Source organism: Actinotalea soli, from assembly GCF_017565425.1.
Taxonomy (GTDB): Bacteria; Actinomycetota; Actinomycetes; order Actinomycetales; family Cellulomonadaceae; genus Actinotalea; species Actinotalea soli.
In genome coordinates this window covers 143,168-169,915 of sequence record NZ_JAGEMK010000008.1, presented here as the reverse complement: position 1 = coordinate 169,915, position 26,748 = coordinate 143,168, and the positions used below count along the sequence as shown (strand labels likewise).

Genomic DNA, 26,748 nt, shown 5'->3' with positions numbered 1-26,748 from the left:
TCGATCGGGGTCAGATAGTGACCCCGATCGACCCCAATCGCGCGGAGCGGGGGCGGGACCGGGAGCCGGAGCCGGGGCAGGGAGCGGGCGGGGCGAGGACTGCGGGGTTGGGCGAGGACTGCGGGGCGGGGCGAGGAGCGGGGGCTGGCGGAGCGGGACGGCCTAGCTCGCCGAGCGCAGGGCGAGACCGAGGGCGTACTCCTCCCAGAACCGGCCGGCGGGCGGCCCGCCGTTGCACTGGCCGTCGGAGAGCCCCACGGTCTTGATCCACAGGTTCGCGACGTGCGCCCCCGAGCCGACGTAGGCCGGGCGGGTGCCCAGGCCGCGGCCGGGTGGGTTGCACCACACCGCGCCGTTGGCGTCGCGCAGTCCGCCCTGACCGTTGCGGGAGGTGTCGATCACGTAGCGGGCGCCGCCCACCAGGGGGGAGAGCGCGTCGCCGTAGGCCCGCTCGTCGGCGGTGGTCTGGAAGTTCGACACGTTGGTCGCGAACCCGGCGACCTCGCGGATCCCGGCGCGCTCGAGGCGTGAGGCGATGTCGGCGCGGGTGGCCGGGCCCCAGTTGAAGCTGTTGCTGCTGCCCGCGTCGAGGTACACCTCGGCCCCGGCGGCCGTGTAGGCCCGTGCCGAGTCGCGGATCTGGGCGAACCGGGCGTCGCTGCTCCCGCAGCGGTAGACGTGCAGCAGCGCGTCGGGCTCGACGACGACGACGGCGCGGGTGCCGGCCAGGCCCTCGGCCACGGCCTGGGTCCACGCCGTGTACTGGGCCGGGGTGAGCCCGCCGGCTGACTGGTTGCCGCAGTCCCGGTCGGGGATCGCGTAGGTCACGAACACGGGGGTGCGCCCTGCGGCAGCAGCCTCGGCCGCGTACTCGCGCACGGTCCGGGCCACCGTCGCGGTCTGGTCGACGGGGGTGAGCCAGCGGGCCGCGCCCCCCGCGGCGGCCCGGTCGAGGAGGGCTGCGTCGGCCGTGCGGCCCTGGTTCCGGGCGGTCGCCGCCCCGACCGCGGCCGGGGTGGTGGGGCTGACGTAGGGGGCCCTGGTGGCGAGGAAGCTCCGCGCCGGGGAGGTCGGGACGCCCTGACCGGGGGGTCGGCGGGGGCTGTCGGTGCTGGTCGCGGGGAGCCCGCCGGCCGAGCGGGGGAGCCCGGGGTTGACCGCGATCGGCACCTCCCCCGTCCCCCTCCCGGCCCCCGACGAGGCCGAGGGGCTCGGTGTCGGTGTCGGTGCCGGGGGCGCTGTCGGCTCGGGGGCCGGGGTCACGCCCGGGACGACGACGGGCTTGGTGGTGCCCCCGCCCGTGGTGGTCGACCAGACCGATGCGCCTGCTCGGTCGATCTCGTAGATGCGGCCGTCGCCCTTGATGACCAGGCGGGCCCCGGGGGAGCTGATGCCGTTCGACCAGAGGGTGGCACCGCCGGGGGCCACGATCCGCAGCTCGCCGGTGGTCTCGAGGTGCAGGGCGGCGCCAGGGTTGTCACGGGTGCCTGAGCGCCACACGGCCCGCGCGCCGGCCCAGAGGACGAGGTCGCCGTCGGGCTGCATGCGGAGCTCGTGGGACCCGTCGGCGGTGCTGATGGCACCGCCGGACACGAGCATCCCGCCCGAGGCGATGCGGTCGGTCGGTGCGACCTCCCCGACGTCGTGCTTGGCCTGGGTCGACCAGATGACGGTGTGCGCGACGGAGATGCCGTAGAGGTACCCGTCGGGCTTGACCACCAGGCGGGCGCCGGGGGAGCTGACGCGGGTGGACCACAGCACGACGTCCTCGGTGGAGAGCACCTCGAGGGCTCCGTGCCCCTGCATGACGAGCCGGGCGCCGGGATGGCCTGCTGTGCCCGTGCTCCACCGCGTCGCCGCTCCCTCGAGGAGCCGGACGTCGCCGTCGAGCTGGACCACCAGACGGTGGGTGCCGATGTCGCGGTGCTCGCCGGGGCCGAGGGTCTGCCCGCTGAGCAGGCGGTCGGTGAGCACGGTGACCTCGGTGCCGGTCGGCAGCGGGACGAGGACGGCGGCACTGGTCGAGATGCCCACGGCGGTCGTGACGAGGAGGGCCAGGACGGTGCGGATGAGCCAGGGACGGGTCGGGGACGGCATGGGGTGCTCCAGCGGGACGGGGGGCCGGGGAGCTCGACGACGGCCCCCTGTCACAGTGACTTCGACCGTGGGTCAGCACTTGTGAAGGATCGAGCTGCGAGGAGTGGGCGCAGCGCGGCGGGCTGCGGCGCGTCGTCCACAGCCTCGGTCCACAGGGCTGGGGATGCGGCGCATCCTGGGCCCCCAGCCTGTGGACGGGCCTGTGGGCGACCGGTGAGGCGGCGGCCGGCTCGGCCTGGACGAGTCGAGGCCCCTCGGACGCTTACTCCGAGGGGCCTTCAGCGACCACGGTAGGCAGTGAGGGGTGACGGGGGGACGACCGACACGCGGCGGGTCGATGACCTCTCGGTGACGCCGTGCCGACGTCAGCCGGCCCTCTCCCCGCGGAGCCCTGCCGATGAGACCTCAGACCGGGTCGACCAGGTCGTCGAACTCGTGGTGCCGACGCAGGAAGGCCGCGACGAAGGGGCACTGCGGCACGATCCGCAGCCCGCGCCCCCGCACGTCCTCGAGGGCCTTGCGCACCAGGGTGGTGCCGAGCCCGTGCCCGTCGTAGGCGTGGCGGACCTCGGTGTGGAAGAACACCGCCCGGCCGTCCTCCTCGCGGAACTGCGCGTAGCCGGCGGCCTCCTCGCCCAGCCGGAGGATGTACCGCGACCGGTGCTCGTCACGCGTCACGACCGGCTCTGCCGGGTACGTCTCGACCATGCTGTCTCGACCGCCTCTGATCGCCCACGGGGGGATGCGCCGCCACCAGCCTAGTCGGGGCCGAAGCCTTCACCTCGGCGCGTAACGTGCCGATAGGTAGTGAGATCCGGTTCGTGGAGCTGAGCCGTCGCAGGACGCGACGGTGCCCCGCGGGCCTGAGTCCCTGGGTTCGAGCAGGAGGCACGGCACCCAGCCTGCGGGAGCTGGTGCACCCCCCATGGCACGACGACGCGCGTTCGGTGTGACCGCCGTCTTCACCCTCGCGTACGTGATCGCCGTCTCGGTGGGCCGCGAGGCCCTGGTCATCGGCGACAGCGGCGTGAGCCTCGCGACCCCTGCCGCGGGCGTCGCCGCCCTGTGGTTCGTGGTCCGTGCGGCGGCCCAGCGCTGGTGGGTCGACGCCCTCGTGCTCACCTGCGCCACCGCGCTCGTCCTCGCGCTCAGCGGCTCCAACCACGCCCAGACGTTCGTGCTCGTCGGTGCCACCCTGACCCAGGTGGGGGTGTTCTGTTGGCTGCTGCGCCGCTGGTGCCCGCGGGTGTGGGCCGGCGGTGGCCGGCAGATGCTGCGCAAGGTCGACGAGCTCTGGTTGTTCCTCGCCGCGACGGGGGCGAGCTCCCTGGTCTCGGTGCTGCCCGCCGCGGGGGCCACGGTCCTGGACGGTGGTGCCTGGTCCTGGCAGGTCGCGGTGCTCTGGTTCATGCGCAACACCGTGAGCATCCTCGTCATCGTCCCGCTCGGCCTGGTCGTCGGCTCGTGGATCGAGGAGCGCCGTCGTGCGGGGGTCCGGGTCCGGTGGCAGGACCAGGCCGTGACCGCTGCGGGCACGGGGGAGTACCTCGCGGCCATCGTGCTGGCCCCCGTGATGTACGCCGTGTGGTTCGTGGCCCTGCAGGATCTTCCGCTGGCCTTCCCGCTGATCACCTTGACGATCTGGGCCGGCGCCAGGCTGCGGACCCGCTTCGTCGTCCTGCACGACACGGTCATGGGGGTCACCGCCATCGCCTTCACCGTCGCCGGCATGGGCCCCTTCGCCTCGATCGGGGACCGGATCACCCAGGTGGTCGTGGCCCAGGCCTACGTGGCGATGGTCGCGGTCATCGGGTTGGCCCTGGCCCTGGCCCGGGACGAGCGGAACCGCCTGGTGGAGGACCTCAATGCTGCGCGCCGGGACGCCGAGTCCCAGGCGGTCCTGCTGCTGACCATCGTCGACACCATGAGCGAGGGGGTCAGCGTGGTCGACGCCGAGGGCGAGACCCTGCTGCGCAACCCCGCGGCCCGGCGCCTCCTCGGCGCGGGCCGTGACCCGGCCGACAGGGTGGGGTCGAGCAGCTTCTACGGGTTGCGCCGGCTCGACGGCACCGTCCTGGACGAGGGTCTGCTGCCCTCCCGGATGGCCCTCGCGGGGAACCCGGTGCGCGAGACGGACCTGCTCGTCCAGCACTCGGGGGAGGACCTCGCCCGGGTGCTGCGGTTCAGCTCGACCGTCCTGCCCAGCCAGCGCGGCGCCGTCACCGTGATGCGGGACGTGACCCTCGAGCGCGAGGAGCTCGAGCGGGCGGCCTACGTCCAGGCCAGCCTGCTCCCGGCCCACGCCCCGGTGGTCCCGGGGTACGAGGTGGCCTCGGGGTTCGTCCCGGCCCGCACCGTGGGCGGGGACTTCTACGACTGGCGCGTGACCGCGGACGGGCTGGTGGTGACCCTGGCGGACGTCATGGGCAAGGGCATGGGGGCGGCGATCCTCGCGGCCGCCTGCCGCACGGCGATCCGCGGGGTGGCCGGGACGGGCGACGTCGCAGCCTCGCTGGCCGTCGCCGAGCGCGCCCTGCACGAGGACCTCGCCCAGGCGGGGGCCTTCGTCACCGCGATGCACCTGGCGATCGACCTGCCCACCGGGGCCCTCAGCTACGCCGACGCGGGCCACGGACTGACCCTGGTGCGCGCGGCCGACGGCGGGGTGCGCCGTCTGACCTCGACGGGGCTGCCCCTGGGCATCAGGCTCGACGAGCCCCGCGAGGTCGCGGTGGACCAGCTCGAGCCCGGCGCGCTGCTGGTCACCTTCAGCGACGGGGTGCTCGACGCCATGGGTGGCTCGATCGAGGACCTGGGCCGGCTCGACACCGTGCTGCGCGGCGCCGCTACCGCGCAGGACGCGGTGGATGGGATCCTGGCGGTGGCCGCACTGGGCGGAGAGCTGCCCGACGACCTCACCGTCGTCGCGGTCCGCCGGTCGGCCTGACCCCGGGAGGCATCATGACGAACCTCGAGACCGCACCCCCCGAGGTGGTGTGCGAGGACGGCACCGCCCCGGTCGCCGAGGTCCTCGAGGCACGGGAGGTCCCGCTCGGCGGGATCCGTGCGATGACCGTGCGCCGCACCCTGCCGCAGCGCCGTCGCTCCTTCATCGGTGCGTGGTGCTTCGCCGACCACTACGGGCCCGACGACGTCGAGGTGACCGGCGGCATGCGCGTCCCGCCCCACCCGCACACCGGCCTGCAGACCGTGAGCTGGTTGTTCACCGGCGAGATCGAGCACCGCGACAGCCTGGGCACCCGGTCGATGGTCCGGCCCGGAGAGCTCAACCTCATGACCGCCGGCCACGGCATCAGCCACTCGGAGGACTCGACCCCCGCGACCTCGGTGCTGCACGGGGTCCAGCTGTGGGTCGTGCTGCCCGAGCAGCACCGGGACGTGCCGCCGGCCTTCACCCACCACGTGCCGCCGGTCACGCAGCTCGGTCCCGCGCAGGCCCGGGTGTTCCTCGGGAGCCTCGCGGGGGCGTCCTCTCCCGTGCCGACCTTCTCGCCCCTGCTGGGGGCCGAGCTCACCCTGCCCGCGGGGGAGCAGGTCCGCCTCGACGTCGACCCGACCTTCGAGCACGGCGTGCTGGTCGACGCGGGGACTGCCGAGCTCGAGGGGGTGCGCGGCGAGCGCAGCGCCCTGGTCTACCACCCGCCGGGCGCCACCAGCCTGACCCTGCGGTCGGTGGGCCCTGAGCCCGTGCGCGTGGTGCTGCTGGGTGGCGAGCCGCTGGGCGAGAAGATCGTCATGTGGTGGAACTTCATCGGCCGCGACCACGAGGAGGTCGTCGCGGCGCGGGCGCGCTGGCAGGCCGAGATCGGCGCCGACGACGGCGAGCACCCGGGCGAGCCGGCCCGTCGTTTCGGCGTCGTCCAGGACTACCCGGGCGACCCCCTGCCCGCCCCGGCCCTGCCGCACCAGCGGCTGCTGCCCCGCCGCTGAGCGTGTCGCGGGGGTGAACAGTGCCTGACCATCCCCGTCCCCCGTCCCGTCAGCGGGCTGACGCGCGGCCCGCCGGCCGTACGCTTCCCGCGTGACCGCGACCACGGAAGCACCGAGCGCCCCCCGGATCCACCGAGGCCAGGTGGGCGCCTGGGCGCTGTGGGACTGGGGGTCGGCCGCGTTCAACGCGGTCATCACGACCTTCGTCTTCACCCGCTGGATCACCAGCAGCGACTTCGTGACCCCGTCGGTCGTGGCGGCCGCGGCGGCCGAGGGCGAGGCGGGCGGTCCAGCGACCGCGCAGCTGGACGCGGCCCTCGCCCAGCACTCGACCTGGCTCGGCTGGGGCCTCGCGCTCGCGGGCCTGGTCATCGCCGTCGTGGCCCCCGTGCTCGGCGCCCGGGCCGACGGGGCGGGGCGTCGCAGGCTCTGGCTCGGCATCCACACCGCGGTCACCGTCGCGCTCAGCGCAGCGATGGTCCTCGTGCGGCCGGACCCGGACTCGTCGACCTTCAACCTGCTGCTGGGGATCACCCTGCTGGGGCTGGGCAACATCGCCTTCGAGCTCGCCAACGTCAACTACAACGCGATGCTGCGGCAGATCTCCTCGCGTGAGGCGATGGGCCGGATCAGCGGGATCGGCTGGGGGGCGGGCTACCTCGGGGGCATCGCCCTGCTGCTCATCCTGTTCGTGGGCTTCATCAACCCTGAGGTCGGCTGGTTCGGGGTCACCGGTGAGGACGGGATGGACATCCGCATCTCGGTGCTGGTCGCGGCCCTGTGGTTCGGGCTCTTCGCGATCCCCGTGCTCGTGGTGGTCCCCGAGGCACCGCAGACCGGCCCCGCGGGCCCACGCACCGGGGTCCTCGAGTCGTACCGGATCCTCGGTCGTGACCTGCGCGGCCTGTGGCGCCACGGACGGTCGCTGCTGGCCTTCCTCGTCGCGAGCGCCGTCTACCGTGACGGCCTGGCCGGGGTCTTCACCTTCGGGGCGGTGATCGCCTCGGTGACCTTCGGGTTCAGCGCCGGCGAGGTCGTCGTCTTCGCCATCGCGGCGAACGTGGTCGCGGGGGTGGCGACGATCGGCTGCGGGTTCCTGGACGACCGCGTAGGCCCCAAGGCCGTGATCGTCGCGAGCCTGATCGGCCTGCTCGTGGCCGGTACGGCGGTCTTCCTGCTGCACGACGCGGGTCAGACCGCCTTCTGGGTCTTCGGTCTGCTGCTGTGCGTGTTCGTCGGTCCCGCGCAGTCCGCGAGCCGGTCCCTGCTGGCCCGCGTGGTCCCGCCCGGGCGGGAGGGGGAGATGTTCGGCCTGTACGCGACCACCGGTCGCGCCGCGAGCTTCCTGGCCCCCCTGGCCTTCTCGACCTCGATCGCGATCGCCGGGGCCCAGCACTGGGGGGTGCTCGGGATCATGGTCGTGCTCGCCCTGGGGCTGGTCCTCCTGCTGCCGGTGCGGGTCGAGCGCGTCGCGGCGCGGGACCTCGAGGCGGTCGGGGACGAGGCAGCGGACGCGACCGGGGACGGCGCCCGGTGACCACCTCCCAGGTCGAGGACCTGGTCGGCGGTTGGGAGGAGGACGCCCTCGTCGCCGGGTGGGAGAGGCTGAGGCTGCCCGTGGGCCACGACGCGGGCGGCCCCGTGGCGGCCACCCTGCTGCGCCCGGCACGGGTCCTGGCGGACCCCGCGGCCCCCGCCCTGCTGCACGTGCACGGGTACAACGACTACGTCTTCCAGGACCACGTGGCCGCGTGGTGCGCGGCGCAGGGGCTGGCCTTCTACGGCCTGGACCTGCGCCGGTGCGGACGGTCCCGGCGCCCCGACCAGCTCCCGCACCACACGACCGACCTGAGCGAGTACGACGCCGACCTCGACGCCGCGACGTCGGCGGTCCGCGCCCTGGGCCACCGGCAGGTCGTGGTGGTGGGCCACTCGACGGGTGGGCTGGTCGCGAGCCTGTGGGCAGCGGCGCGTCCTGGTGCCGCGGGGCCGGACGCCCTCGTGCTCAACAGCCCGTGGCTCGACCTCAACGGCGACGGGTGGCGACGTCTGCGCACCAGGCTCTCCCTCGGTGTGGTCGGCAGGCTCACGCCGCAGCGTGTGGTCGGGGACGGCGCGGTCTCCGCGTACTCCCAGCACCTGCACGTCGCGCACGGCGGGCGCTGGGAGTACGACCTCGAGCTCAAGCCCCCGGGTGGGTTCCCCGCTCGCGCCGACTGGCTGCTCGCGGTCCGCCGCGGGCAGGCCCGCATCGCACGCGGCCTGGGCCTGGGCGTGCCGGTCCTGGTCTGCACCGCGGCGCAGAACGGTCCCAACAGCCTGGACAACCCGCACCTGGACAGCCAGGAGACCGTGCTCGACGTGCACCACATGTGGCGTCTCGCCCCCCGGTTGGGAGTGGACGTCGTCGTGGTCCCGGTCGAGGGCGGGATCCACGACCTGAGCCTGTCGGCCGAGCAGGCCCGCACCACCTACCTGAGCACCGTCCTGGAGTGGCTGCGCGCTCGCGGGGTCGCGGGCTAGGGGCGGCGCGCCGACCAGGCGACCACGGGGACCAGGAGGAGCGCGAGGACACCCCCTGCGAGGGACAGCGTCGCGAAGCTCGTCGAGGCGACGACGAACCCCGAGGCCATGCCCGCCCCGGCCCCCGCGACCGCGATGGTCAGGTCCACCGACCCCTGGGTGCGGGCGCGGGTCGAGAGCGGCAGCTCGTCGGCGAGCATCGCGGTGCCGCTCACCAGCCCCAGGCTCCACCCGAGGCCCAGCAGGGCGAGGGCCGCCGCGAGCCCCACCAGGGACCGCACCGGCGTGAGCGCGGCGACCAGCCCCGAGGCCAGCAGGGTGACCCCGGCGAGCCCTGCGACCACCCGAGCCCCGACCCGGTCCACGAGCCACCCCGCGAGCGGGGACGGCAGGTACATGGCTCCCACGTGGATCGCGATGACCAGGCCTGTCGCCCCGACGTCGTGCCCGTGGGCCTGCATGTGGATGGGGGTCATCGTCATGATCGCGACCATCACGAGCTGGGTCACGACCATGACCGAGCCGGCCAGGGCCACCACCCGCGGGCGCGCGGGCACCTCGGTGGGGGTGGTCGTCCCGGCGGCGTGGGCACGGGCCTGCGCGCTCGCGGCCAGGGACCGGGCCAGCAGCAGCGGGTCGGGTCGCAGGAGCACCCCGAGGGTCAGTCCGGCGGCGGCGTAGGCGGCCCCGGCCAGGACGAAGGGCCCCGCGAGGGCGGGGATCCCCCAGCCGAGGGCCACGTCACCCATCACGGTCACGAGGTTGGGCCCGACGACGGCGCCCGCGGTGGTCGCCACGAGCACGGTGCTCAGGGCGCGGCCGCGGCGCGACGGCGCGGCGAGGTCTGCCCCGGCGTAGCGGGCCTGGAGGTTGGTGGCGGTCCCCGCGCCGTAGACGACGAAGGCCGCGAAGAGCAGCGGCACGCTGTCGAGGGCGGCGGCGAGCACCACCCCCGCCGCGCCGAGGGCGCCGGTGGCGTAGCCGAGGGCCAGGCCGGCCCGACGCCCGGCGCGCTGCGAGACCCGCCCGACGGCGACCGCGGCGCCGGCCGAGCCGAGGGTGAACAGGGCGACGGGCAGGCCGGCGAGGCTCGTGGCCCCGAGCATCTCCTGGGCGAGCAGGGCGCCGACGGTGATGCCCGCCGCGAGACCGGCCCCGCTGAGCACCTGGGCCAGGACGAGGACGGCGAGGGTGCGGCGTTGCTCGGGGGGCTCGACCACGTGCTCCTCGGTTCTGGGTGAGCGGCAGGCGACCGTGGGGTGGCCAGGGGATGACGGTTGGGAGGCTACTCGGCGCACAGCCCCGCCGGGACGCGTCGGGCGGGCGGGGCCGACCTACAGTCGACAAGGTGCGAGGGGTCATCGATGCGACGGGTCGGCCCGTGGACGTCGAGCTCGACCAGGGCAGGGTCGACGCGGTGGACGAGATCCTCGCCCGCTCCGCGGCCCTGCGCGGCCGGAGCTACATCGAGCGGCTCCTGGGCACCTCGATCGAGGACTCCCCGGTGGTCCGCCGTGATCTCCAGCGGCCCCGTGCTCGGCTGCGGCGCCTGGAGACGCTGATCGAGATCGGCGACGAACCCTGGGTGGTCAGCACCTACTGGGTCGTGGACCGCGACTTCCCCGACCTCGCCGAGGGGTGGGAGCGGGGCCAGACGCTGGTGGGGGCCATGGCCGCGGGGGCCGACCTGGGCCTCGAGTACGGCTGGCGCTCCTTCTCGGCCGCGCAGGCCTGCCCCGAGGACGCCGGCCTGCTGCAGATCCCCACCGGTGACCCGGTGCTGGTGCGGGACGGTGTGAACGTCGACCGGGACGGGCGGCCCGTGGTGCGCGTGCACCGTCGCTGCCGTGCGGACCGAGCCCGATGGGTGCTGCGGTACCGCTGAGCAGCACCCGTGATGTCCACCAGGTGGAACGCGTCTTCCCACATGCAGGGACGCCTGTCATCGTCGGCGTCATGGGGCAGAACCGAGAGCACAACGCACCGCGCGACGTCGCCGGTACGCGAATGTGCATGCCGGGTCTGACCTCGGTGTGCTGTCACTGACCAGCACCACCCCCGAGCCGCTCACCCGCTGAGTCGCTCCACCGAGCCAGTCCCGGAACGCTCCGCGCCCTGACGCGTCGATCGCGCAGCGGCGACCAGCCGACCTCCGTCGTCGGCCCCTGACACCTCCCGCCCTCACGGCCCGAGGTCGTCGACCCGCACCCCGGCACCCGCCGTCCCGTGCGCACCAGCCCTGCCCGGACCACCTCCGGCGCGGTCGGTGCGTCCGGGTGCGCTGCCGTCCCGTCCCGCGGCCCCGCGCCGTCCCGCCAGCCACGGCCACCCGGCCGTCCTCCCGCAGGAGCACCATGCCCAAGCGCATCAGCCTCAACGCCTTCGACATGACCACGCCCACCCACCAGAGCCCCGGCCTGTGGCGCCACCCCGACAACCGGGCCGACACGTACAACACCCTCGAGTACTGGACCGACCTGGCCCGGACCCTCGAGCGCGGACGGTTCGACGCCCTGTTCATCGCCGACGTGCTGGGCGTGTACGACGTCTACCGCAACTCCTCGGCCCCCGCCCTGATCGACGGGGCTCAGATCCCGCTCAACGACCCGTTCCTCCAGGTCCCGGCCATGGCTGCGGTCACCGAGCACCTCGGCTTCGCCGTCACCGCGGCCCTGACCTACGAGCAGCCGTACTCCTTCGCCCGCAAGCTCTCGACCCTCGACCACCTGACCGGCGGGCGCATCGGGTGGAACGTCGTGACCTCCTACCTCGACAGCGCCGCCCGCAACCTGGGCCTGGACCGGCAGATCCGCCACGACGACAGGTACGACCTCGCCGACGAGTTCCTCGACGTCACCTACAAGCTCTGGGAGGGCTCCTGGGAGGACGGCGCCGTGGTCAAGGACCGGGCCCGGGGCATCTACACCGACCCCACCAAGGTGCATCCCATCCGCCACGAGGGCCAGCACTTCCGGGTGCCCGGCATCCACCTGTCCGAGCCCTCGCCCCAGCGCTCCCCGGTGATCTTCCAGGCCGGCGCCTCGCCGCGCGGCCGGGACTTCGCGGGGCAGCACGGTGAAGGGGTCTTCATCAACGCCCTGCGTCCGGACCTCACCCGGCTCACCACCGACGACATCCGTGACCGCGCCGAGCGCCACGGCCGCAGCCGGGACTCGGTCAAGATCTACGCCCTGCTCACGGCGATCGTCGCGGACTCCGACGCGGCGGCCGAGCGCAAGCTCGCCGAGTACCGGTCCTACAGCAGCGCCGAGGGGGCCCTGGCCCTCTACGGCGGGTGGTCCGGCCTGGACCTGGCCTCCTTCGACCCCGAGCAGCCCCTCAAGTACGTGGACACCGACGCGGCCCGCTCCGCCCTGTCGATCTTCACCAAGGCCGACCCGACCCGCGAGTGGACCCCGCTGGACATCGCCCAGCACGTCGGGGTGGGTGGCATCGGGCCCGTGCTGGTGGGCAGCCCCACCACCGTCGCGGACGAGATCGAGCGGTGGATCGACGACGCGGGCCTGGACGGCATCAACCTCGCGTACGCCATCACCCCGGGCTCCTTCGAGGAGTTCGTCGACCTCGTCGTCCCCGAGCTGCAGCGACGCGGGCGCGTGTGGCGCGAGTACGAGGGCTCGACCCTCCGTGAGTACCTCTACGGCGCGGGCCACCACCACGTCGCCGACACCCACCCGGCCGCCGCGTACCGCGGTGCCTACGCCGGCCAGCTGAGCGCCGCGGACGAGCAGGTCGTCCCGGCACGGACCAAGGAGACGGTATGACCGAGCACGCAGTCGTCGAGCGTTCCCCCTGGCACGGCGCGGCCGACGCCACCGAGCTGGACCACTGGCGCGCCGTCGCCCAGGCCGCGGCCGAGCACCTCGGCGCCGACGCCTGGGAGCGGGACCGCGCCAACGAGCAGCCCTTCGCCGAGCTCGAGCACCTGCGCGGCACCGGGCTGGTCAACCTGCTGGTCCCCGCCGAGCACGGCGGCGCGGGAGCCCACTGGCAGACCGCCTTCGAGGCGGTGCGCATCCTGGCCCGCACCGACGGGTCCATCGCCCAGCTCCTCGCCTACCACTACATCAACCAGGCGACGATCGTCTTCTACGCCGAGCCCGCCGACCAGGGCCCGTGGTGGCGACGCTCGGCCGAGGGGCAGTGGGTCTGGGGGGACTCGGTCAACCCCGTCGACCCGACCCTCGAGCTCACCCCCGACGGCGACGGCTACCGCCTCAACGGGCTCAAGCGGTTCTCGACCGGCTCCTCGGTCGGTGACGTCATCATCATCAACGCGACCGTGCGCGGCGGCGACCAGGACGGCGCCGTGCTGGCCTTCGTCGTCGAGCGCGAGCGGGAGGGGCTCGAGCTCCTCGACGACTGGGACTTCCTCGGTCAGCGCCTCTCGGCCAGCGGGTCGGTGCGCTACCACGACGTGCGCGTGGACCCCGCCGACGTGCTCGGTGAGATCGAGGACGAGGATGCCTTCTCCACCCTCGTCACCCCGGCCATCCAGCTGGCCTTCGGGAACTTCTACCTCGGTGTGGCCCAGGGGGCGCTGGCCCGCGGTCGCGAGCTGGTCCTGGCCCGCCCGCGCTCCTGGTTCCTCTCCGCTGCACCCACCTACGCCGAGGACCACCTCGTCCAGCGCACCGTGGGCGAGCTCGTGGCCCGGACGGCAGCGGTCGAGGCCCTCGCCGACGTCCTGAACGCCGAGTTCGACGCCGTCCTCGGGCTCGGCGGGCAGGTCACGGCCGAGCAGCGGGCCGCGCTCGCGATCAAGGTCGCCGGGCTCAAGGTCGTCTCGACCGAGGTCGGGGTCGACGTCGCGAACCGCATCTACGAGGTGACCGGCTCGAGCTCGGCCCGCAGCGGGGTGGGCCTGGACCTCTTCTGGCGCAACGTGCGCACCCACTCCCTCCACGACCCGGTCGACTACAAGAAGCTCGAGGTCGGAGCGCACTTCCTGCTCGGCCAGGTCCAGCCCATCTCGCTCTACACGTGAGTGCCGGCCCCGCGCCGCACCCTCACCCCGAACCCACCAGGAAGACGACCATGACTGCCACCCGCAAGCCCACCGCCCACACGTCAGCCGCCCACAAGTCAGCCGCCCACAAGCCCACCACCCTCCTCACCCGGCGGCCCACCAGCCTGCCCGGCCGGCGCTCGACCGTCGGCGCCCTCGCCGCCCTGGCCGTGACCCTCCCGCTGGGAGCCTGCGCGGCAGGGGCCGCGGACGCCGCCGGCGGCGAGGAGCTCACCGTCCTGCTCATCTCCTCGCACGAGGGGGCCTCGGAGTGGTTGGCCGAGACCTACGAGGAGGAGACCGGCGTCCGCATCAACCCGGTGATCGTCCCCTACGACGAGATCGCCGCGAAGCTCACCCTCGACCAGCAGTCGGGGGCCAACACGATCGACGTCGCGGCACCCTGGTACGTCTCGATCGGCGACCTCGCGGCCGACGGCGTCATCCAGGACCTCACCGACTGGATCGAGGAGACCCCCGAGCTCGACACCGAGGACTTCATCCCCTCGATCTACGACGCGTACACGCAGGTGGGCGACCGCCGGTACGGGCTGCCCTTCGACGGGGACACCCACGTGCTCTTCTACAACACCGAGATCCTGTCCCGGAACGGCTTCGACGCCCCGCCGGCCACCTGGGACGAGTACCTCGATCAGGTCGAGACCATCACCGAGAACGAGTCCGGGGACGGCGTCTACGGCGCGGCGGTCTTCGGGCAGAAGTCCCCGCTGATCCTCGGGGCGAGCTACGCCAACCGGCTCGCCGGGTACGGCGGCTCCTTCCTCGACGAGAGCGGCGCCCCGTCGGTCGACACCCCCGAGGCCGTCGCCGCCGCGCAGGCCCTGGTCGACATCTGGCCGCACGCCTTCCCGACGCCGGGGGAGACGGCCTTCGGCGAGGGCAACAGCGCCTGGCTCGACGGCTCGGTGGCCTTCATCGAGAACTGGACCGACCTCGGCGTCGTCTCCCAGAGCGCCGAGTCCGGCTCGACGGTCGCGGACGGCTGGGGTGTGACCACCCTGCCCGTGGGCGGGGATGCGACCGAGTCACGCGCCTCGCTGGTCGCCGGCTTCACCTGGACCGTCACGGCCAACACCGAGGAGACGGAGCTCGCGCAGGACTTCATCGCCTGGGCGGCCTCCTCCGAGGTCAACGAGGCCCTGCTGACGGCCGAGCCGCCCACGGGCATCGACCCCAACCGCATCTCCTCCCTGGAGAGCGAGTCCTACGGCACGGCCTTCCCCGAGCTGCAGGAGGCCAACCGCGCGACCCTGACCGACAGCCTGGCCTGGCCCACCGGGGAGCACGCGGCACAGCTGGCCCAGATCCTCACCGACGAGCTCGCCAAGCTGCTCGCCGGCCAGGGCGGCACCGCGCAGGAGACGATGGAGCGGGTCCAGGCCGAGTGGGAGCGAACCCTTGGCGACTGACCTGGCGACCGGCCCGGCGGCCGGCCCGGCGGTCTCCGGGCCGGTCCCCGCCGGGCAGCGCGTGCCACGACCGCGCCGCCGCGCCCAGACCTGGCAGCACCGGCTGATGGTCAGCCCGCTGATCCTCACCGTCCTGGTGCTCGGGGCCTACCCGCTGGTGTTCATCGTGGGGGCCTCCCTCACCGAGTCCACCCTCGGCAACCCCTTCCAGGAGTGGGCCGGGCTGGCCAGCGCGCGGGAGGTCGTCGCGAGCAGCGACGTGACCGACGCGCTGGCCCGCGGAGCGGGGTACGCGGTGGGGGTCGCGGCCCTGAGCACGGTGCTCGGGGTGGTGCTGGCCCTCGCGCTGTCAGGCCTGCGGCGTGGGGGAGGGCTCGCGCGCGGGCTGCTCCTGCTGCCGCTGATGACCCCACCGGTCGTCGTGGCCATCGTGTGGCGGCTCGTGTTCAACCCTGCGGGTGGGCTGCTCGCGACCCTGCTGGGGGCCGTGGGCTACGAGGGGCAGGCCGTCGCGGTGCTGTCCTCCCCGGGGCTTGCCCTGCTGGGGGTCGCGATCGCCGACACCTGGCAGTGGACCCCGCTGGTGATGCTCCTGGTCTACGCGGGGCTGCTCGGCCTGGACCGCGAGGTCCTCGAGGCCGCCGCCCTCGACGGCGCGCACGGTCTGCGCCTGGTCCGGCACGTGGTGCTGCCCTCGGTCGCGGGGGTCGTGCTCGCGGCCTTCTTCGTCCGGCTGGTGCTGGCCTTCAAGGTCTACGACCTGGTCGCGGTCATGACCGCCGGCGGGCCGGGCCAGTCCACCACGGTGCCCTCCTACCTGATCCACCAGGCGGCCCTGCAGCAGTTCGACCTCGACCGTGCCGCGGTGATCACGCTGCTGCTCGCCGTCGTGGTGACGGTCGTGACCGTGCCGGTGGCCCTCCTGACCCGAAAGGTCGAACGATGACCAGCACCCTCTCCACGCGCCCGGCCCCGGCGCCCCCGGTCCTCGCGCGCCCCGCCGTCGGCCCCCCGGTCCGGACGCGACCGGTGCTGCGGACCGGAGCGCGGCGCCGTCGTCCGCGGCTGCTGGCCCCCGTCGTGGTGGTCCTGGGGGTGGTGCTCGCCGTCGTGCCCCTGCTCTACCTGTTCTCGGTGTCCCTCATGGGGCGCAACGAGCTGGTCGCGGGGGTGCTCGTGCCGAGCGACCTGCGGTGGTCGAACTGGGGCGACGCGGTGGTCGGCACCACCCTGACCCAGGCCGTGCTCAACTCGGTGCTCGCCGCCGTGGGCGGGGCGCTGCTGTCCCTGGCCCTCGCGCTGCCGGGGGCATGGGCCCTGTCGCGTCGGGGCACCGGCGGGCGCACCCTGCTCGCGACGGTGATGAGCCCGTGGCTGCTGCCGCCCATCGTCGCGGTCGTGCCGCTGCTGACCCTGCTGCGCATCCTCGGGCTGACCAACAGCCTGCTCGGCCTGACCCTGGTGTACGGGCTGGTGAACCTGCCGGTCGCGGTGTGGCTGCTGCAGGCCTTCCTGCACCGGATCCCCGGGGAGATCGACGAGGCCGCACAGCTCGACGGCGCGGGCCCGCTGCGGGTGCTGACCTCGATCGTGCTTCCCCTGGCCGGGCCCTCGCTGGTCGCCGTCGGGCTGATCGTCACCCTGCTCGGCTACAGCGAGTTCCTCCTCGCGAGCTTCCTCACCCAGGACGCCGCCTCCCAGACCCTGCCCGTGCACCTGTCCCTGCTGCTCGGGGAACGGGTCGCCGAGTACGGGAAGATCGCCGCCGCCGCGATGGTCGGCATCCTCCCCGTGCTGGTGATCGCCCTGACCCTGCAGCGCCGCCTCGTCGAGGGGCTCACCGCCGGGGCCGTGAAGTGACCGCGCCCCTCACCCTGGAAGGACCTGCCATGACCACCACCTACGAGGCCGCCGCAGCGACGTACCGGCCGATCCTGGACAAGATCGCCGAGCGAGCCGTGGAGGCCGAGCGCACCCGGGCCCTGCCCCACGAGCAGATCGGCTGGTTGCGGGAGGCCGGGTTCGGCGCTGCTCGCATCCCGGTCGAGCTGGGAGGCGACGGCCTGACCTGGCCCGAGTACAGCCGGCTGCTGGTCGACCTGGCTGCGGCGGACAGCAACATCCTCCAGGCCCTGCGCGGGCACATCGCCCTGGTCGAGGACCAGCTCTTCCACCACCCGGGCCAGGACCGCAGCCGGTGGATCTCACGGTTCGTCGCGGGGCAGATCGCGGGCAACGCGTGGACCGAGCCCGGGGCCGGCGGCGTCTCGACCACCCTCGACGACGGCCCGGCAGGGCTGACGGTCACCGGGCGCAAGTACTACACGACGGGGTCGATCTACGCCGACTGGATAGACGTCACCGCGCGCGGGGCCGACGGCACGGACCTCGCGCTGATCGTCGCGGCCGGGGCGGACGGCGTGACCACCACCGACGACTGGGACGGCTTCGGCCAGCGTCTGACCGGCAGCGGGACGACGGTCTTCGACCAGGCGCCCGTCGAGCCGGACGCCGTCTTCCCCTTCGCCGGGCGGTTCCCGTACCAGACGGCCCTCTACCAGCACGTGCACCTCATCACCTTGGCCGGCATCGCTCGGGCGGCGGCGCGGGACGCAGCCGACGAGGTGCGGGCACGGACCCGGACCTTCGGCCACGGCAACGGGCCCCGGGTGCGTCAGGACCCCCAGGTGCTCCAGGTGGTCGGGGAGATCGAGGCGACCAGCTTCGCGGCCGAGGCCCTGGTGCAGCACGTCGCGGGGTCCCTCGAGGCCGCCTACGCGAGCCGGGGGGCAGGGCTCGAGGAGCAGCGGGCCACGAGCGAGGGGGCAGAGCTCGCCACGGCCCAGGGGCAGGTCGTCCTCAGCGCCTCGGTGCCTCGGGCGGCGACGGCGATCTTCGACGGGCTGGGGGCATCCGCGACCAGCACCACCAAGGCCCTGGACCGGCACTGGCGCAACGCCCGCACGGTCGCGACCCACAACCCGGCCATCTACAAGGCGCGTGTGGTGGGGGACTGGGCCGTCAACGGCGCGGCGCCGCCCACGGTGTGGAGCATCGGGGTGCAGCCCGTCGGAGGTGAGGCGGACTCCGTGACGACGGGGAACACGGCAGCCCCCGCGGTGTTGCAACGGTCATGAGCATCGACACGAGCCAGTCCGCCGTGGTCTCGGACGAGGTCCTCGACCTCGTGTTCCGCGAGGCCCGCACCGTCAACACCTTCAGCGACGAGGACGTCTCCGACGAGCAGGTGCGCGAGGTGTGGGAGCTGGTGCGGTGGGGGCCGACGGCCTTCAACTCGCTGCCGATGCGCATGCTCCTGGTGCGGTCGACCGAGGCCCGCGAGCGGCTCGCCTCCCACATGAGCGGGAGCAACGCGGCCAAGACCCTCCGTGCGCCGCTGAGCATCGTGCTCGCGGCGGACCTGGACTTCCACGAGCACCTGCCGCGGCTCGCACCGCACCTGGCTGCCCTGCGCGACCAGCTCGCCGACGCCCCCGACTCCCGCACCGCGACCTCGCGGGACAACACCTTCCTCCAGGCCGGCTACCTCGTCGTCGGCCTGCGCGCCGCGGGACTGCACGTCGGGCCGATGACCGGCTTCGACGCCCCCGGGGTCGACGCCGACCTCTTCGCCGGCTCGCCCTGGCGCTCGATCATGGTGCTCAACGTCGGCGCTGCCCCGGCCGACCACGAGGGCTTCTCGACGCCCGCGACCCGCGACCGCCAGGCCCGCCTCGACTTCGAGGACGTCGCCCGGGTCGTGTGAGCGTAGGCCGTCCGAGTGGTCTCGCGCGGGTCCGTGCGGGCGGGGACCACGACAGCCGCCTGCACCGGTCGCCGGTGCCCTAGCGTTCAGCCACCAGCAGGATGGCATCCAAGGGGGGCGTGATGGGCGAGACCGCGCACGGCACGAGACGAGGCTTCTGGCGTCGGCTGGGCCGAGGGCTGCGCAACGGGTGGGAGCTCATGTGGTTCCTGGAGTTCCTCGGCTTCGTCGTACGCCTGATCCTCGTCCCGTTCCGCATGCTGGGCCGGGCGCTCTCGGACCTGTAGCGGGACACCTGACCTACCCGGGGTCCCCGTCGGTGCGGTCAGGACGGCGGCGTGAAGACCGGGACGACGAACACGGTGGTCGTGCTCAGCCACAGCCCCTCGATGTCCTCCGCCTCCAGGTCGATGTCCCGTGCGGCGCCCGCGTTGATGCCCTGGTAGGCATAGGTCCCGGCGAAGGTGGCTACCACGTCGCACGCGCCGGGTCCGTCTGGACTGGTGGGATGGCACCACGTCGGCGTCACGGTCGCGCCGACGCTCGTCAGTGCGCCGACCAGGTCCGGGAGCGCGTCCTCGGGTCGGCGGTCGGTCGTCCAGCACCGCGCGCCGTCGACCGAGAACAGCTCGTCGCAGGGAACGGGGGCGTACCCGTCCCCGAGCGCCACGGCGGCGGCGGCGTCCACAACGCGCTCGCGGTCCTGGGGCCAGGCCCGCTCGGCCCGCCACTCATGGATGGCGTGCGACAGCGGCCCGGCGACCACGAGGCCTCCGCCCACGACCAGCACGGCGAGCAGGGCGATCTTGCGGGGGCGCGGCACTAGGTCATGATCGGCACCCCGCCGTCACTGTCGAGGCGCTGCCCTGTCGCTTCGAGTCTTCCCCGGAAACCCCTGGGTCGTGGATCCGTGAGGCGCGATCATGATCGGCGCACACCACGGTGGATCACGATGGTCACTGGCCGCGGGGGCTGGCGTCGATGCGAGGCCCTGAGCCCTCGTCTGCCGGTGGTTCCCAGCGTCGAACGTACTGTGCCATCGGTTGGAGCGAGCGCAGTAGCTCCATCCCCCTCTGCGACAGGTGGTAGCGGACGCTGACGGGGGTGGTGGGTTCGACCGTGCGTTCGACGAGTCCGGCGTTGTCGAGCTCGCGGAGCCGGACGGTGAGCATCCTCCCGGAGAGCCCTTGGACGCGGCGCTCGATCTCGGAGTAGCGCTCTGCACCCGTCCCGAGGGCAAGGAGGATGCCGCTGGACCAGCGTCTGCCGACGATCTCCATCACGGCCGCCAGACGCCGGCACTCCTCGTCGTCGATGCGCAACGGCTGAGGTTGCTTCGACCTCTCGGCGCCTGTCACGCACCGAAAGTAAGTAGGTTACCTACGCTTTGTCAACGGTGTCGCGTGCGCGGAGGGTGGAGACATGGCTGACTACCTCCACCCGCTGCGCTTCGGCAGCTTCGTGACTCCGATCGCTGCGTCACCGCGGCATCCCGTCGACATGGCCATGCTCAGCGAAGAGCTGGGCCTGGACCTGGTGACGTTCCAGGACCACCCGTACCAGGCGGCCTTCCAGGACACCTGGACCCTGATCGCGTGGGTCGCTGCCCGGACGTCCACGATCCACGTGTCGGGGAACGTGCTGAACCTGCCGCTGCGGCAGCCGGCGGTGCTCGCCCGTGCGCTGGCGAGCCTCGATCGTCTCAGCGATGGCCGGGTCGAGCTGGGGATCGGCACGGGTGGCTACTTCGATGCGATGGCGACGATGGGCGCACCGTTGCTGACGCCGGCGGAGGCGGTGAGCGGTCTGGATGAGGCGCTGGACATCATCCGGGGCATCTGGGACACGAGCACGCAGGCGCCCCTGCACGTGGAAGGACAGCACCACCGTGCGGTCGGGGCGGCGCGGGGTCCGGCACCCGCGCATGGCATTCCGATCTGGGTCGGTGCCTACAAGCCCCGCATGCAGCGGATCCTCGGCCGGAAGGGAGACGGGTGGCTGCCGAGCCTGCCATGGCTGAAGCCGGGTGACATCGAGCGAGGGAATCGAGTCATCGACGAGTCTGCTCGGAAGGCCGGACGTGAGCCTCGGGATGTCACCCGGCTGATGAACGTGACTCCGCAGCACGACGCGGACGACATGGCGGAGCTCGCGATCCAGCACGGGATCAGCGTGTTCATCATGGGTTCCGACGACCCCCAGGAGATCCGGAAGTTCGCGCAGGAGAGCGCGCCGCGCATCCGGGAGCGCGTCGAGAAGGCCCGCCGCGGCAGGTCCTCCGCACCTTCGCTCTCCGGGGCCCGGGTGTTCCGAGACGCCCCTCTCCCGGAACGGATCACGAGGCGGGGCCTGCTCCCGGGAGATCGCGGATATGCCCGGTACACGTCCAGCTACTTCCGGGGCGCCAGGCCGGGTCTGGTGATCCGTCCGGAGTCCACGGACGAGGTGCAGGAGGCGGTGCGGTTCGCGGGCCGGCACCGGGACGTCCCGCTGGGGCTGTTCAGCGCAGGGCACGGACTGTCCGGTCGTTCGCTGAACGACGACGGCATCGTGATCGCCCTGGACGCCCTCGACGAGATCACCGTCAGCGCAGGCGGTCGAGTACGCGTAGGCCCGGGCGCCAGGTGGGGGGAGGTCGCGCAGGCTCTCGCGCCGCACGGGCTGGCGATCACCGCCGGCGACCACGGCGGCGTCGGCGTCGGCGGGCTCGCGACGACAGCCGGGATCGGCTGGTTCGTCCGCGAGCACGGCCTGACCATCGACCACCTTCGCTCGGTGGACGTGGTCACGGCCGACGGTGGGCTGGTCCACGCCAGCGCCGACGAGAACAGCGACCTGTTCTGGGCCGTGCGCGGAGCCGGAGCCAACCTCGGTGTCGCGGTCTCGTTCGAGTTCGACGCGCACCCGGTCGCCGACCAGGTCGGATTCGCGATGCTCGTGTTCGTCCCCGACGACGTCGCCTCCTTCCTCACCGCCTGGGGTACGACGATCGAGAACTCCGACCCGACCGTGACGGGCACGCTGATGATGAGCCCGACGGGTCCCTGCTCACCCACCGCCGTGCAGGCGCTCATCGTGGTCGACGAGCACGACCCCGACACCGTCGTGGAGCGGTTGCAGCCGTTCGCGGGGCTAGCGCCGATGGCGAACCAGTCGGTGCAGATGGTTCCCTACGAGGCCCTGCTCCAGCTGCCTCCGGGCGGGGAGCAGCAGCACGGTCGCAGCGAACCGCACGGTCACGCGGGCCTGGCCCGCCATCTCGACGGCGACGTGTCGCAGGGGTTGGCGGAACTGCTCGCCTCCCGGTCGCCGTTCGTCCTCAGCATCCGTTCCGCGGGCGGCGCCGTCGCGAACCAGCCCGCCGACGCCACCGCATATGCCTGGCGGGACGCGAACTTCCTCATCGCGATGCTCGGCGGTGGCACGGGTGAGATCGAGCAGCGCTGGGCCGACCTCGTCCCCCACCTGGAAGGCATGTATCTCAGCTTCGAGACCGACACAGGCCCCGACGTCCTCTCCCGCGCATTCCCGCCCGCCCACCTGAGCCGTCTGCGCCAGCTGAAGGCGACATGGGATCCCACCGGCCTGTTCCGCGACAACTTCTACATCGCACCACAAGGCGCAGGCGTCGAGTCGTGAGCGCGGGGTGCGGCACCCGAGGTGGTCCTGAGGTGCGGCCTCGAAAACCCCTGGGTCGTGGACCTACGAGGCGCCATCATGATCGGCGCACACCACCAGGGAAGAGAGGAATGTCATGACCCGGCACCTGTCCGCGTCGTTGATCTCATGGGCGTCCATCCTCGAGGACGGGACCCGTGAGCAGGCGCTGCGGACGAGCGAGATGCCCTTCATCTACCCGCACATGGCGCTGATGCCTGACGCGCACCTCGGCAAGGGGGCCACGGTCGGGTCCGTCATCCCCACCCGGGGCGCGATCATCCCGGCGGCCGTCGGCGTCGACATCGGGTGCGGCATGGACGCGGTGCTGACGCAGTGGACCAAGGACGACGTCGCCGCCACCGGTGCGCCGCTGGTGGACCTGCGTGAGGGGATCGAGCGGCGCATCCCCCTGTCGGCTGGTGGCCGCAACCAGACCCTCACGCCGTCAGCGGAGGAGCGGGTCGGTGCTCTCGCGACCCTGGCTGAGCAGCTCGAGATGCCCGACCCTGCGTCCTTCGTCGGCGGATGGGCGCTCCAGCTGGGATCGCTCGGGTCAGGGAACCACTTCATCGAGGTCAGCCTCGACGAGCAGGACCGGGTGTGGCTGTTCCTGCACTCCGGGTCCCGGGGCGTGGGCAACAGGATCGCGCAGCACCACATCAGGGTCGCCCGGGAGCTCATGGAGCGGTACTTCATCCGGCTCGAGGACCTCGACCTCGCGTACCTCGTGGAGGGTACCGACGAGTTCTGGGCGTACGTCCGCGCACTGCGGTGGGCCCAGGAGTTCGCTCGGCAGAACCGGGCCGAGATGATGGACCGGGTGGTGGACGCCGCAGCCTCCTTCATGGGGGAGGACGTCGAGCGCCGCGAGGAGATCTCCTGCCACCACAACTACACCGAGCAGGAGAGGCACTTCGGCGAGAAGGTCTGGTTGTCCCGCAAGGGGGCGATCGACGCTCACGAAGGGGTCATGGGCCTGATCCCTGGCTCGATGGGTACCCGGTCGTACGTCGTCGAGGGCAAGGGCAACCGGGACTCGCTCTGCTCGGCGCCGCACGGTGCGGGCCGTGAGTACAGCCGGTCCCGGGCGCGCCGGACCTTCACGGTCGAGCAGCTGGAGGAGGCGATGGTCGGCATCGAGTACCGGCGGACCGACGCCTTCATCGACGAGATCCCCCAGGCGTACAAGGACATCGACGTCGTGATGGCCGACGCCGCTGACCTCGTCCGGGTGCGGCACGAGCTCCGCCAGATCGTCAACGTCAAGGGCGACTGAGGCGTCGTCCGCGTCGCATCGGCTGGCGCAGCGGGGGTACGGGCGCGGGCCGGTCGAGGGTCTCTCTCGGGGGAGAGTCTCGACCGGCCCGCAAAGAGGGTGAGGTCCACGCCTGGCCCCTCTACGTTGTGATCATGTCCACCCCCGACGACGGCGCCGACGGGGCCGACCTCACCCCCGCCGAGAGGCTGCGTCGACGTCGCCAGTGGCTCAAGCAGAAGGTGGACGCCGAGCCGCAGCGCCTCGACCTGCGCGAGGAGCTGGCCGCCGTGTACCGGGCGGAGGGGCACGCCGACCAGGCGGGTCGGTGGAACTACCTCTCGGAGGACGCTGAACCGGCGGAGTCGGAGGCCTTCGTCCGCGCCTCCCAGAGCGATCCCGTGGTGATGATGCGGGCCTTGTGCTGGACGGGTTCGGAGAACGACGCCGAGACGGCGGTCGCCCGCGAGCGTCTGGGGGAGCTGCGTGCGGCCGCGCGGGGCCCGCTGGGGCGTCGGCCCTCCTGGGAGAACCCCGTCCGCGATTCCCTGTGGCCTTTCGCCCTAGGGTGCGTGGGCGTGCTGGTCGTCCTCGGGTTCGCCATGGTCGGCGCGATCGTGACGGTGCGGTGGCTCGGCGAGGTGCTCTGAGGTCAGGTCTCCTGGGTCACGGTGCGACGGGCGTCGCCGCTCCTCTCGACGGCCCGATCCAGTGGGCTTCTGGCATCAGGCGGCTGTGCCGAGGGCGGCTCCTCGGGCACACGACCGGCACTGACGCCGATCCCGGCCAGGATCCAGTCGAGGCCCGTGTCGAAGATCTCCTCCATGCCGAGGGTGAAGAAGGTCGGGCCGACGCGGGCAGCGGTCGGGTGCTCGGTGGGGTCGATCTGGTCCAGGCCGGTCACGAAGGCGCCCGCTCGGCTCGGCTGGTCGGCGGCTCGGCGGGCATCCGCGCTGTCCTCGATGCTGATCCGGGAGAACGTCCAGCTCATGATGAGCGCCGATCCCCGGGCGACCGTGGCATCGTCGAGCTCGGCGTCGGCGAGGCTCGCGGTCAGGAGCTCGAGGAGTCGGTAGGCCTCCGTCCCTGCCGGTCCGTTCTGCATCAGCCAGGCGGCCACGCCGGGGTGCTGTCGAAGGACCGCGCGTTGTGCCACCGCCCAGGCCCGCGCCCGGTCGTGCCAGTCGGCGTCGTCCGGCACCTGAGGGCGCACCAGCGTGCCGATCTGGTTCGCGACCAGGCGCACGAGCTCCTCGCGGTTGGCCACGTGACGGTAGAGCGCCATGGCGGTCACGCCGAACCTGGCGCCGACGGCCCGCATGGTCAGCGCAGACAGCCCGGCGTGCCGGGTGATGTCGACCGCGGCCTCGACGATGGCGTCCCTGTCCAGCGGTGCGGAGGTGGCCATCTCGGGATCCTAACCAGGGACGAGCGATGAGACTCGTTCTCAACTGGTGCTAGTATACGACGTAAACACCGGCAGGGTGCCGGAGGCGGATCCTGGAAGAAGGTGCCGGATGGCGACGAGCACGATGCGCAGGCGCGGTGTGGTGGGGGCCACCTCGGTGCTGGTGGCCCTGGCACTGGCCGGATGCTCCGGCAGCCACGAAGCCGAGCAGGCGGCCGAGCCGGTGACCGTGGACGGGGGTGTGCTGCGCGCCGCGTTCGCCGGCGGCTCGACCGAGACGCTGAACTACCTCCAGGGTCCGACCGCCCTGGACTACGTGCGGGCACGACTGGTCCACGCGCCGTTGTGCGAGCTCGACCCGACCGCGCCTGACGGGGTCGCCTACGGGGTGGTCGAGTCGATCGAGATGAGCGAGGACCTCTCCGAGTACACCCTGCGCGTCCGGGACGGGGTCACCTTCACCGACGGCACGGCCCTCACCTCGGCAGACGTGCTCTACTCGCTGCGCGCCCCCGTGCTGCTCGAAGGGCTGCCGTTCACCCGACTCGTGTCACGCAACGTCGACCTGGACGCCGCCTCCGCGCCGGACCCCTCGACCGTCGTCCTGCCGGCCCTCGCGCCGCTCGCCGACGGTCGCGAGCTGATCTGCCAGAGCATGCTCGCGATCAAGGACGGAACCACTGAGTTCACCCCGCAGACGCCGTCGTCAGGCCCGTTCACGATCGCCGCCTTCGAGCCCGGGCAGTCCACCCTGCTGGAACGGAACGACGGCTTCTACGGGCAGGCTCCCACGCTCGACGAGATCGAGCTGATGTCCATCGCGGACGGCACCGCACGGGTGAACGCCCTGCGGCAGGGCCAGGTCGACTACATCAGCGGGCTGTCCCCCGCCCAGGCGCAGAACCTCGAGGGCGAGGGCGGGCTCTCGGTCGCGACGAGCGAGCTGCCGTACGCCTCGTACCAGTTCTTCGCGATGAACCTCGAGCATGAGCCCTTCGCCGACCCACGCGTGAGGGAGGCGTTCAAGCTCGCCGTCGACCGCGAGCGGATCGTCGAGAACGTCTACTTCGGTCACGCGTTCGAGGGCAACGATGTGCCAGCCCTCGGGTTCGGCAGCTACGACGACTCGCTCGAGCAGCGGACCCACGACCAGGACCGAGCCCGTGAGCTGCTCGACGAGGCCGGTCGGACGGGCATGAGCGTCGAGCTGACGGTCGGGCCCGAGCTGCCGGGGATGGTGGAGACCGCGACGCTCGTCGTCGAGGACCTGAAGGCCGTCGGGGTCGACGCGACCCTCGCCGAGCTCGCCCCCGGTCAGCTCTTCGCCGACTACCCGGCGTACCTCGCTCTCCCCTTCAAGGCGGGCTACACCCCACCCGCACCGTTCGAGCCCAACCACACGCCCGGGACCTTCCCGGAGGTCGACGCGCTCGTCCAGACCGCGCGCAGCGCCCCGACGGCCGAGGAGAGGCTGAACGCCTCGCACGCGGCGCAGCAGCTGCTGTGGGAGAAGGGCAATCAGATCGCCCCGGTCTTCGTCCCCACGATCAGCGCAGCGTCGACCGCGGTGTCCGGGGTGCGCGAGCTGCAGTTCCCGGACTTCGCGCAGGCGACGATCACCCCCTGACC

The 26,748-nt window shown here is 72.8% G+C and carries 23 protein-coding genes; 17 read left to right on the top strand and 6 right to left on the bottom strand.

Translation table 11 applies throughout. The features are described 5' to 3' along the window. Positions 1–162 precede the first annotated feature (162 nt). Entirely contained in the window at positions 163–2,097 is a 1,935-nt protein-coding gene (locus J4G33_RS14115) for a glycoside hydrolase family 6 protein (protein ID WP_208056623.1), read from the bottom strand. Positions 2,098–2,502: 405 nt separating this feature from the next. Beyond that, a complete protein-coding gene (locus J4G33_RS14110) occupies positions 2,503–2,805 on the bottom strand; it encodes a GNAT family N-acetyltransferase (RefSeq protein WP_208056622.1) in 303 nt (100 codons plus the stop codon). A gap of 217 nt (positions 2,806–3,022) precedes the next feature. Here J4G33_RS14110 and J4G33_RS14105 point away from each other — a divergent pair, with 217 nt between their 5' ends. The 4 genes from J4G33_RS14105 to J4G33_RS14090 all read left to right on the top strand — a co-directional run bounded on the left by J4G33_RS14105 (position 3,023) and on the right by J4G33_RS14090 (position 8,571). Beyond that, positions 3,023–5,044 (top strand): SpoIIE family protein phosphatase, encoded by a 2,022-nt coding sequence (locus J4G33_RS14105; RefSeq protein WP_208056621.1) that lies wholly within the window; start codon positions 3,023–3,025, stop codon positions 5,042–5,044. Between the two features lie 14 nt (positions 5,045–5,058). Beyond that, positions 5,059–6,048 (top strand): pirin family protein, encoded by a 990-nt coding sequence (locus tag J4G33_RS14100; RefSeq protein ID WP_208056620.1) that lies wholly within the window; start codon positions 5,059–5,061, stop codon positions 6,046–6,048. 91 nt (positions 6,049–6,139) lie between these two features. Continuing rightward, positions 6,140–7,585 carry an MFS transporter gene (locus J4G33_RS14095; protein ID WP_208056619.1) on the top strand — a complete coding sequence of 482 codons (1,446 nt, stop codon included), beginning with the start codon at positions 6,140–6,142 and terminating at the stop codon, positions 7,583–7,585. Then, on the top strand, positions 7,582–8,571 hold the full coding sequence (locus tag J4G33_RS14090) for an alpha/beta hydrolase (protein ID WP_307793911.1): 990 nt from the start codon (positions 7,582–7,584) through the stop codon (positions 8,569–8,571). The genes J4G33_RS14095 and J4G33_RS14090 overlap by 4 nt, the downstream gene beginning before the upstream one ends. Here J4G33_RS14090 and J4G33_RS14085 read toward each other — a convergent pair. Then, a complete protein-coding gene (locus J4G33_RS14085) occupies positions 8,568–9,791 on the bottom strand; it encodes an MFS transporter (protein ID WP_307793910.1) in 1,224 nt (407 codons plus the stop codon). The genes J4G33_RS14090 and J4G33_RS14085 overlap by 4 nt on opposite strands. A gap of 128 nt (positions 9,792–9,919) precedes the next feature. On the opposite strand from J4G33_RS14085, the gene J4G33_RS14080 reads away from it, so the two are divergent. From J4G33_RS14080 to J4G33_RS14040, 9 genes are all read left to right on the top strand, one after another. Then, positions 9,920–10,456 (top strand): UTRA domain-containing protein, encoded by a 537-nt coding sequence (locus tag J4G33_RS14080; protein ID WP_208056617.1) that lies wholly within the window; start codon positions 9,920–9,922, stop codon positions 10,454–10,456. A 469-nt stretch (positions 10,457–10,925) separates the two neighbouring features. Beyond that, positions 10,926–12,356, top strand: a complete 1,431-nt coding sequence (locus J4G33_RS14075; protein WP_208056616.1) for an LLM class flavin-dependent oxidoreductase — start codon at positions 10,926–10,928, stop codon at positions 12,354–12,356. Then, positions 12,353–13,579: an acyl-CoA dehydrogenase family protein gene (locus tag J4G33_RS14070; RefSeq protein ID WP_208056615.1), complete on the top strand. Its 1,227-nt coding sequence runs from the start codon at positions 12,353–12,355 to the stop codon at positions 13,577–13,579. The genes J4G33_RS14075 and J4G33_RS14070 overlap by 4 nt, the downstream gene beginning before the upstream one ends. Before the next feature lie 50 nt (positions 13,580–13,629). Continuing rightward, positions 13,630–15,030 (top strand): ABC transporter substrate-binding protein, encoded by a 1,401-nt coding sequence (locus J4G33_RS14065; protein ID WP_243759110.1) that lies wholly within the window; start codon positions 13,630–13,632, stop codon positions 15,028–15,030. After that, complete coding sequence (locus J4G33_RS14060; protein ID WP_243759109.1) at positions 15,020–15,976, top strand: carbohydrate ABC transporter permease; 957 nt, start codon at positions 15,020–15,022, stop codon at positions 15,974–15,976. Before J4G33_RS14065 ends, J4G33_RS14060 begins: the two co-directional genes overlap by 11 nt. Then, positions 15,973–16,890: a carbohydrate ABC transporter permease gene (locus tag J4G33_RS14055; RefSeq protein WP_208056614.1), complete on the top strand. Its 918-nt coding sequence runs from the start codon at positions 15,973–15,975 to the stop codon at positions 16,888–16,890. Before J4G33_RS14060 ends, J4G33_RS14055 begins: the two co-directional genes overlap by 4 nt. Positions 16,891–16,919: 29 nt before the next feature. After that, positions 16,920–18,167, top strand: a complete 1,248-nt coding sequence (locus J4G33_RS14050; RefSeq protein WP_208056613.1) for an acyl-CoA dehydrogenase family protein — start codon at positions 16,920–16,922, stop codon at positions 18,165–18,167. Continuing rightward, positions 18,164–18,796, top strand: coding sequence for a malonic semialdehyde reductase (locus J4G33_RS14045; protein ID WP_208056612.1), 633 nt, complete (start codon positions 18,164–18,166; stop codon positions 18,794–18,796). The genes J4G33_RS14050 and J4G33_RS14045 overlap by 4 nt, the downstream gene beginning before the upstream one ends. A 122-nt stretch (positions 18,797–18,918) precedes the next feature. Beyond that, complete coding sequence (locus J4G33_RS14040; RefSeq protein WP_208056611.1) at positions 18,919–19,083, top strand: hypothetical protein; 165 nt, start codon at positions 18,919–18,921, stop codon at positions 19,081–19,083. Between the two features lie 38 nt (positions 19,084–19,121). On the opposite strand, the gene J4G33_RS14035 is transcribed toward J4G33_RS14040, so the two are convergent. Further along, entirely contained in the window at positions 19,122–19,619 is a 498-nt protein-coding gene (locus J4G33_RS14035) for a hypothetical protein (RefSeq protein ID WP_208056610.1), read from the bottom strand. Between the two features lie 133 nt (positions 19,620–19,752). After that, entirely contained in the window at positions 19,753–20,118 is a 366-nt protein-coding gene (locus J4G33_RS14030) for a winged helix-turn-helix transcriptional regulator (protein WP_243759108.1), read from the bottom strand. 100 nt (positions 20,119–20,218) lie between these two features. Between J4G33_RS14030 and J4G33_RS14025 the strand changes: the two genes are divergently transcribed. The 3 genes from J4G33_RS14025 to J4G33_RS14015 all read left to right on the top strand — a co-directional run bounded on the left by J4G33_RS14025 (position 20,219) and on the right by J4G33_RS14015 (position 24,361). Then, complete coding sequence (locus J4G33_RS14025; protein ID WP_208056609.1) at positions 20,219–22,435, top strand: LLM class flavin-dependent oxidoreductase; 2,217 nt, start codon at positions 20,219–20,221, stop codon at positions 22,433–22,435. A gap of 115 nt (positions 22,436–22,550) precedes the next feature. Then, positions 22,551–23,732: an RtcB family protein gene (locus tag J4G33_RS14020; protein WP_208056608.1), complete on the top strand. Its 1,182-nt coding sequence runs from the start codon at positions 22,551–22,553 to the stop codon at positions 23,730–23,732. A 134-nt stretch (positions 23,733–23,866) separates the two neighbouring features. Beyond that, positions 23,867–24,361 (top strand): DUF6584 family protein, encoded by a 495-nt coding sequence (locus J4G33_RS14015; protein WP_208056607.1) that lies wholly within the window; start codon positions 23,867–23,869, stop codon positions 24,359–24,361. A 2-nt stretch (positions 24,362–24,363) separates the two neighbouring features. Here J4G33_RS14015 and J4G33_RS14010 read toward each other — a convergent pair whose 3' ends face one another. Further along, positions 24,364–25,119 (bottom strand): TetR/AcrR family transcriptional regulator, encoded by a 756-nt coding sequence (locus J4G33_RS14010; RefSeq protein ID WP_208056606.1) that lies wholly within the window; start codon positions 25,117–25,119, stop codon positions 24,364–24,366. 109 nt (positions 25,120–25,228) lie between these two features. Between J4G33_RS14010 and J4G33_RS14005 the strand changes: the two genes are divergently transcribed. Next, the gene (locus J4G33_RS14005; RefSeq protein WP_243759107.1) at positions 25,229–26,746 is read left to right on the top strand and encodes an ABC transporter substrate-binding protein; all 1,518 of its coding nucleotides are present in this window, start codon (positions 25,229–25,231) and stop codon (positions 26,744–26,746) included. The last annotated feature ends 2 nt before the right edge of the window (positions 26,747–26,748 follow it).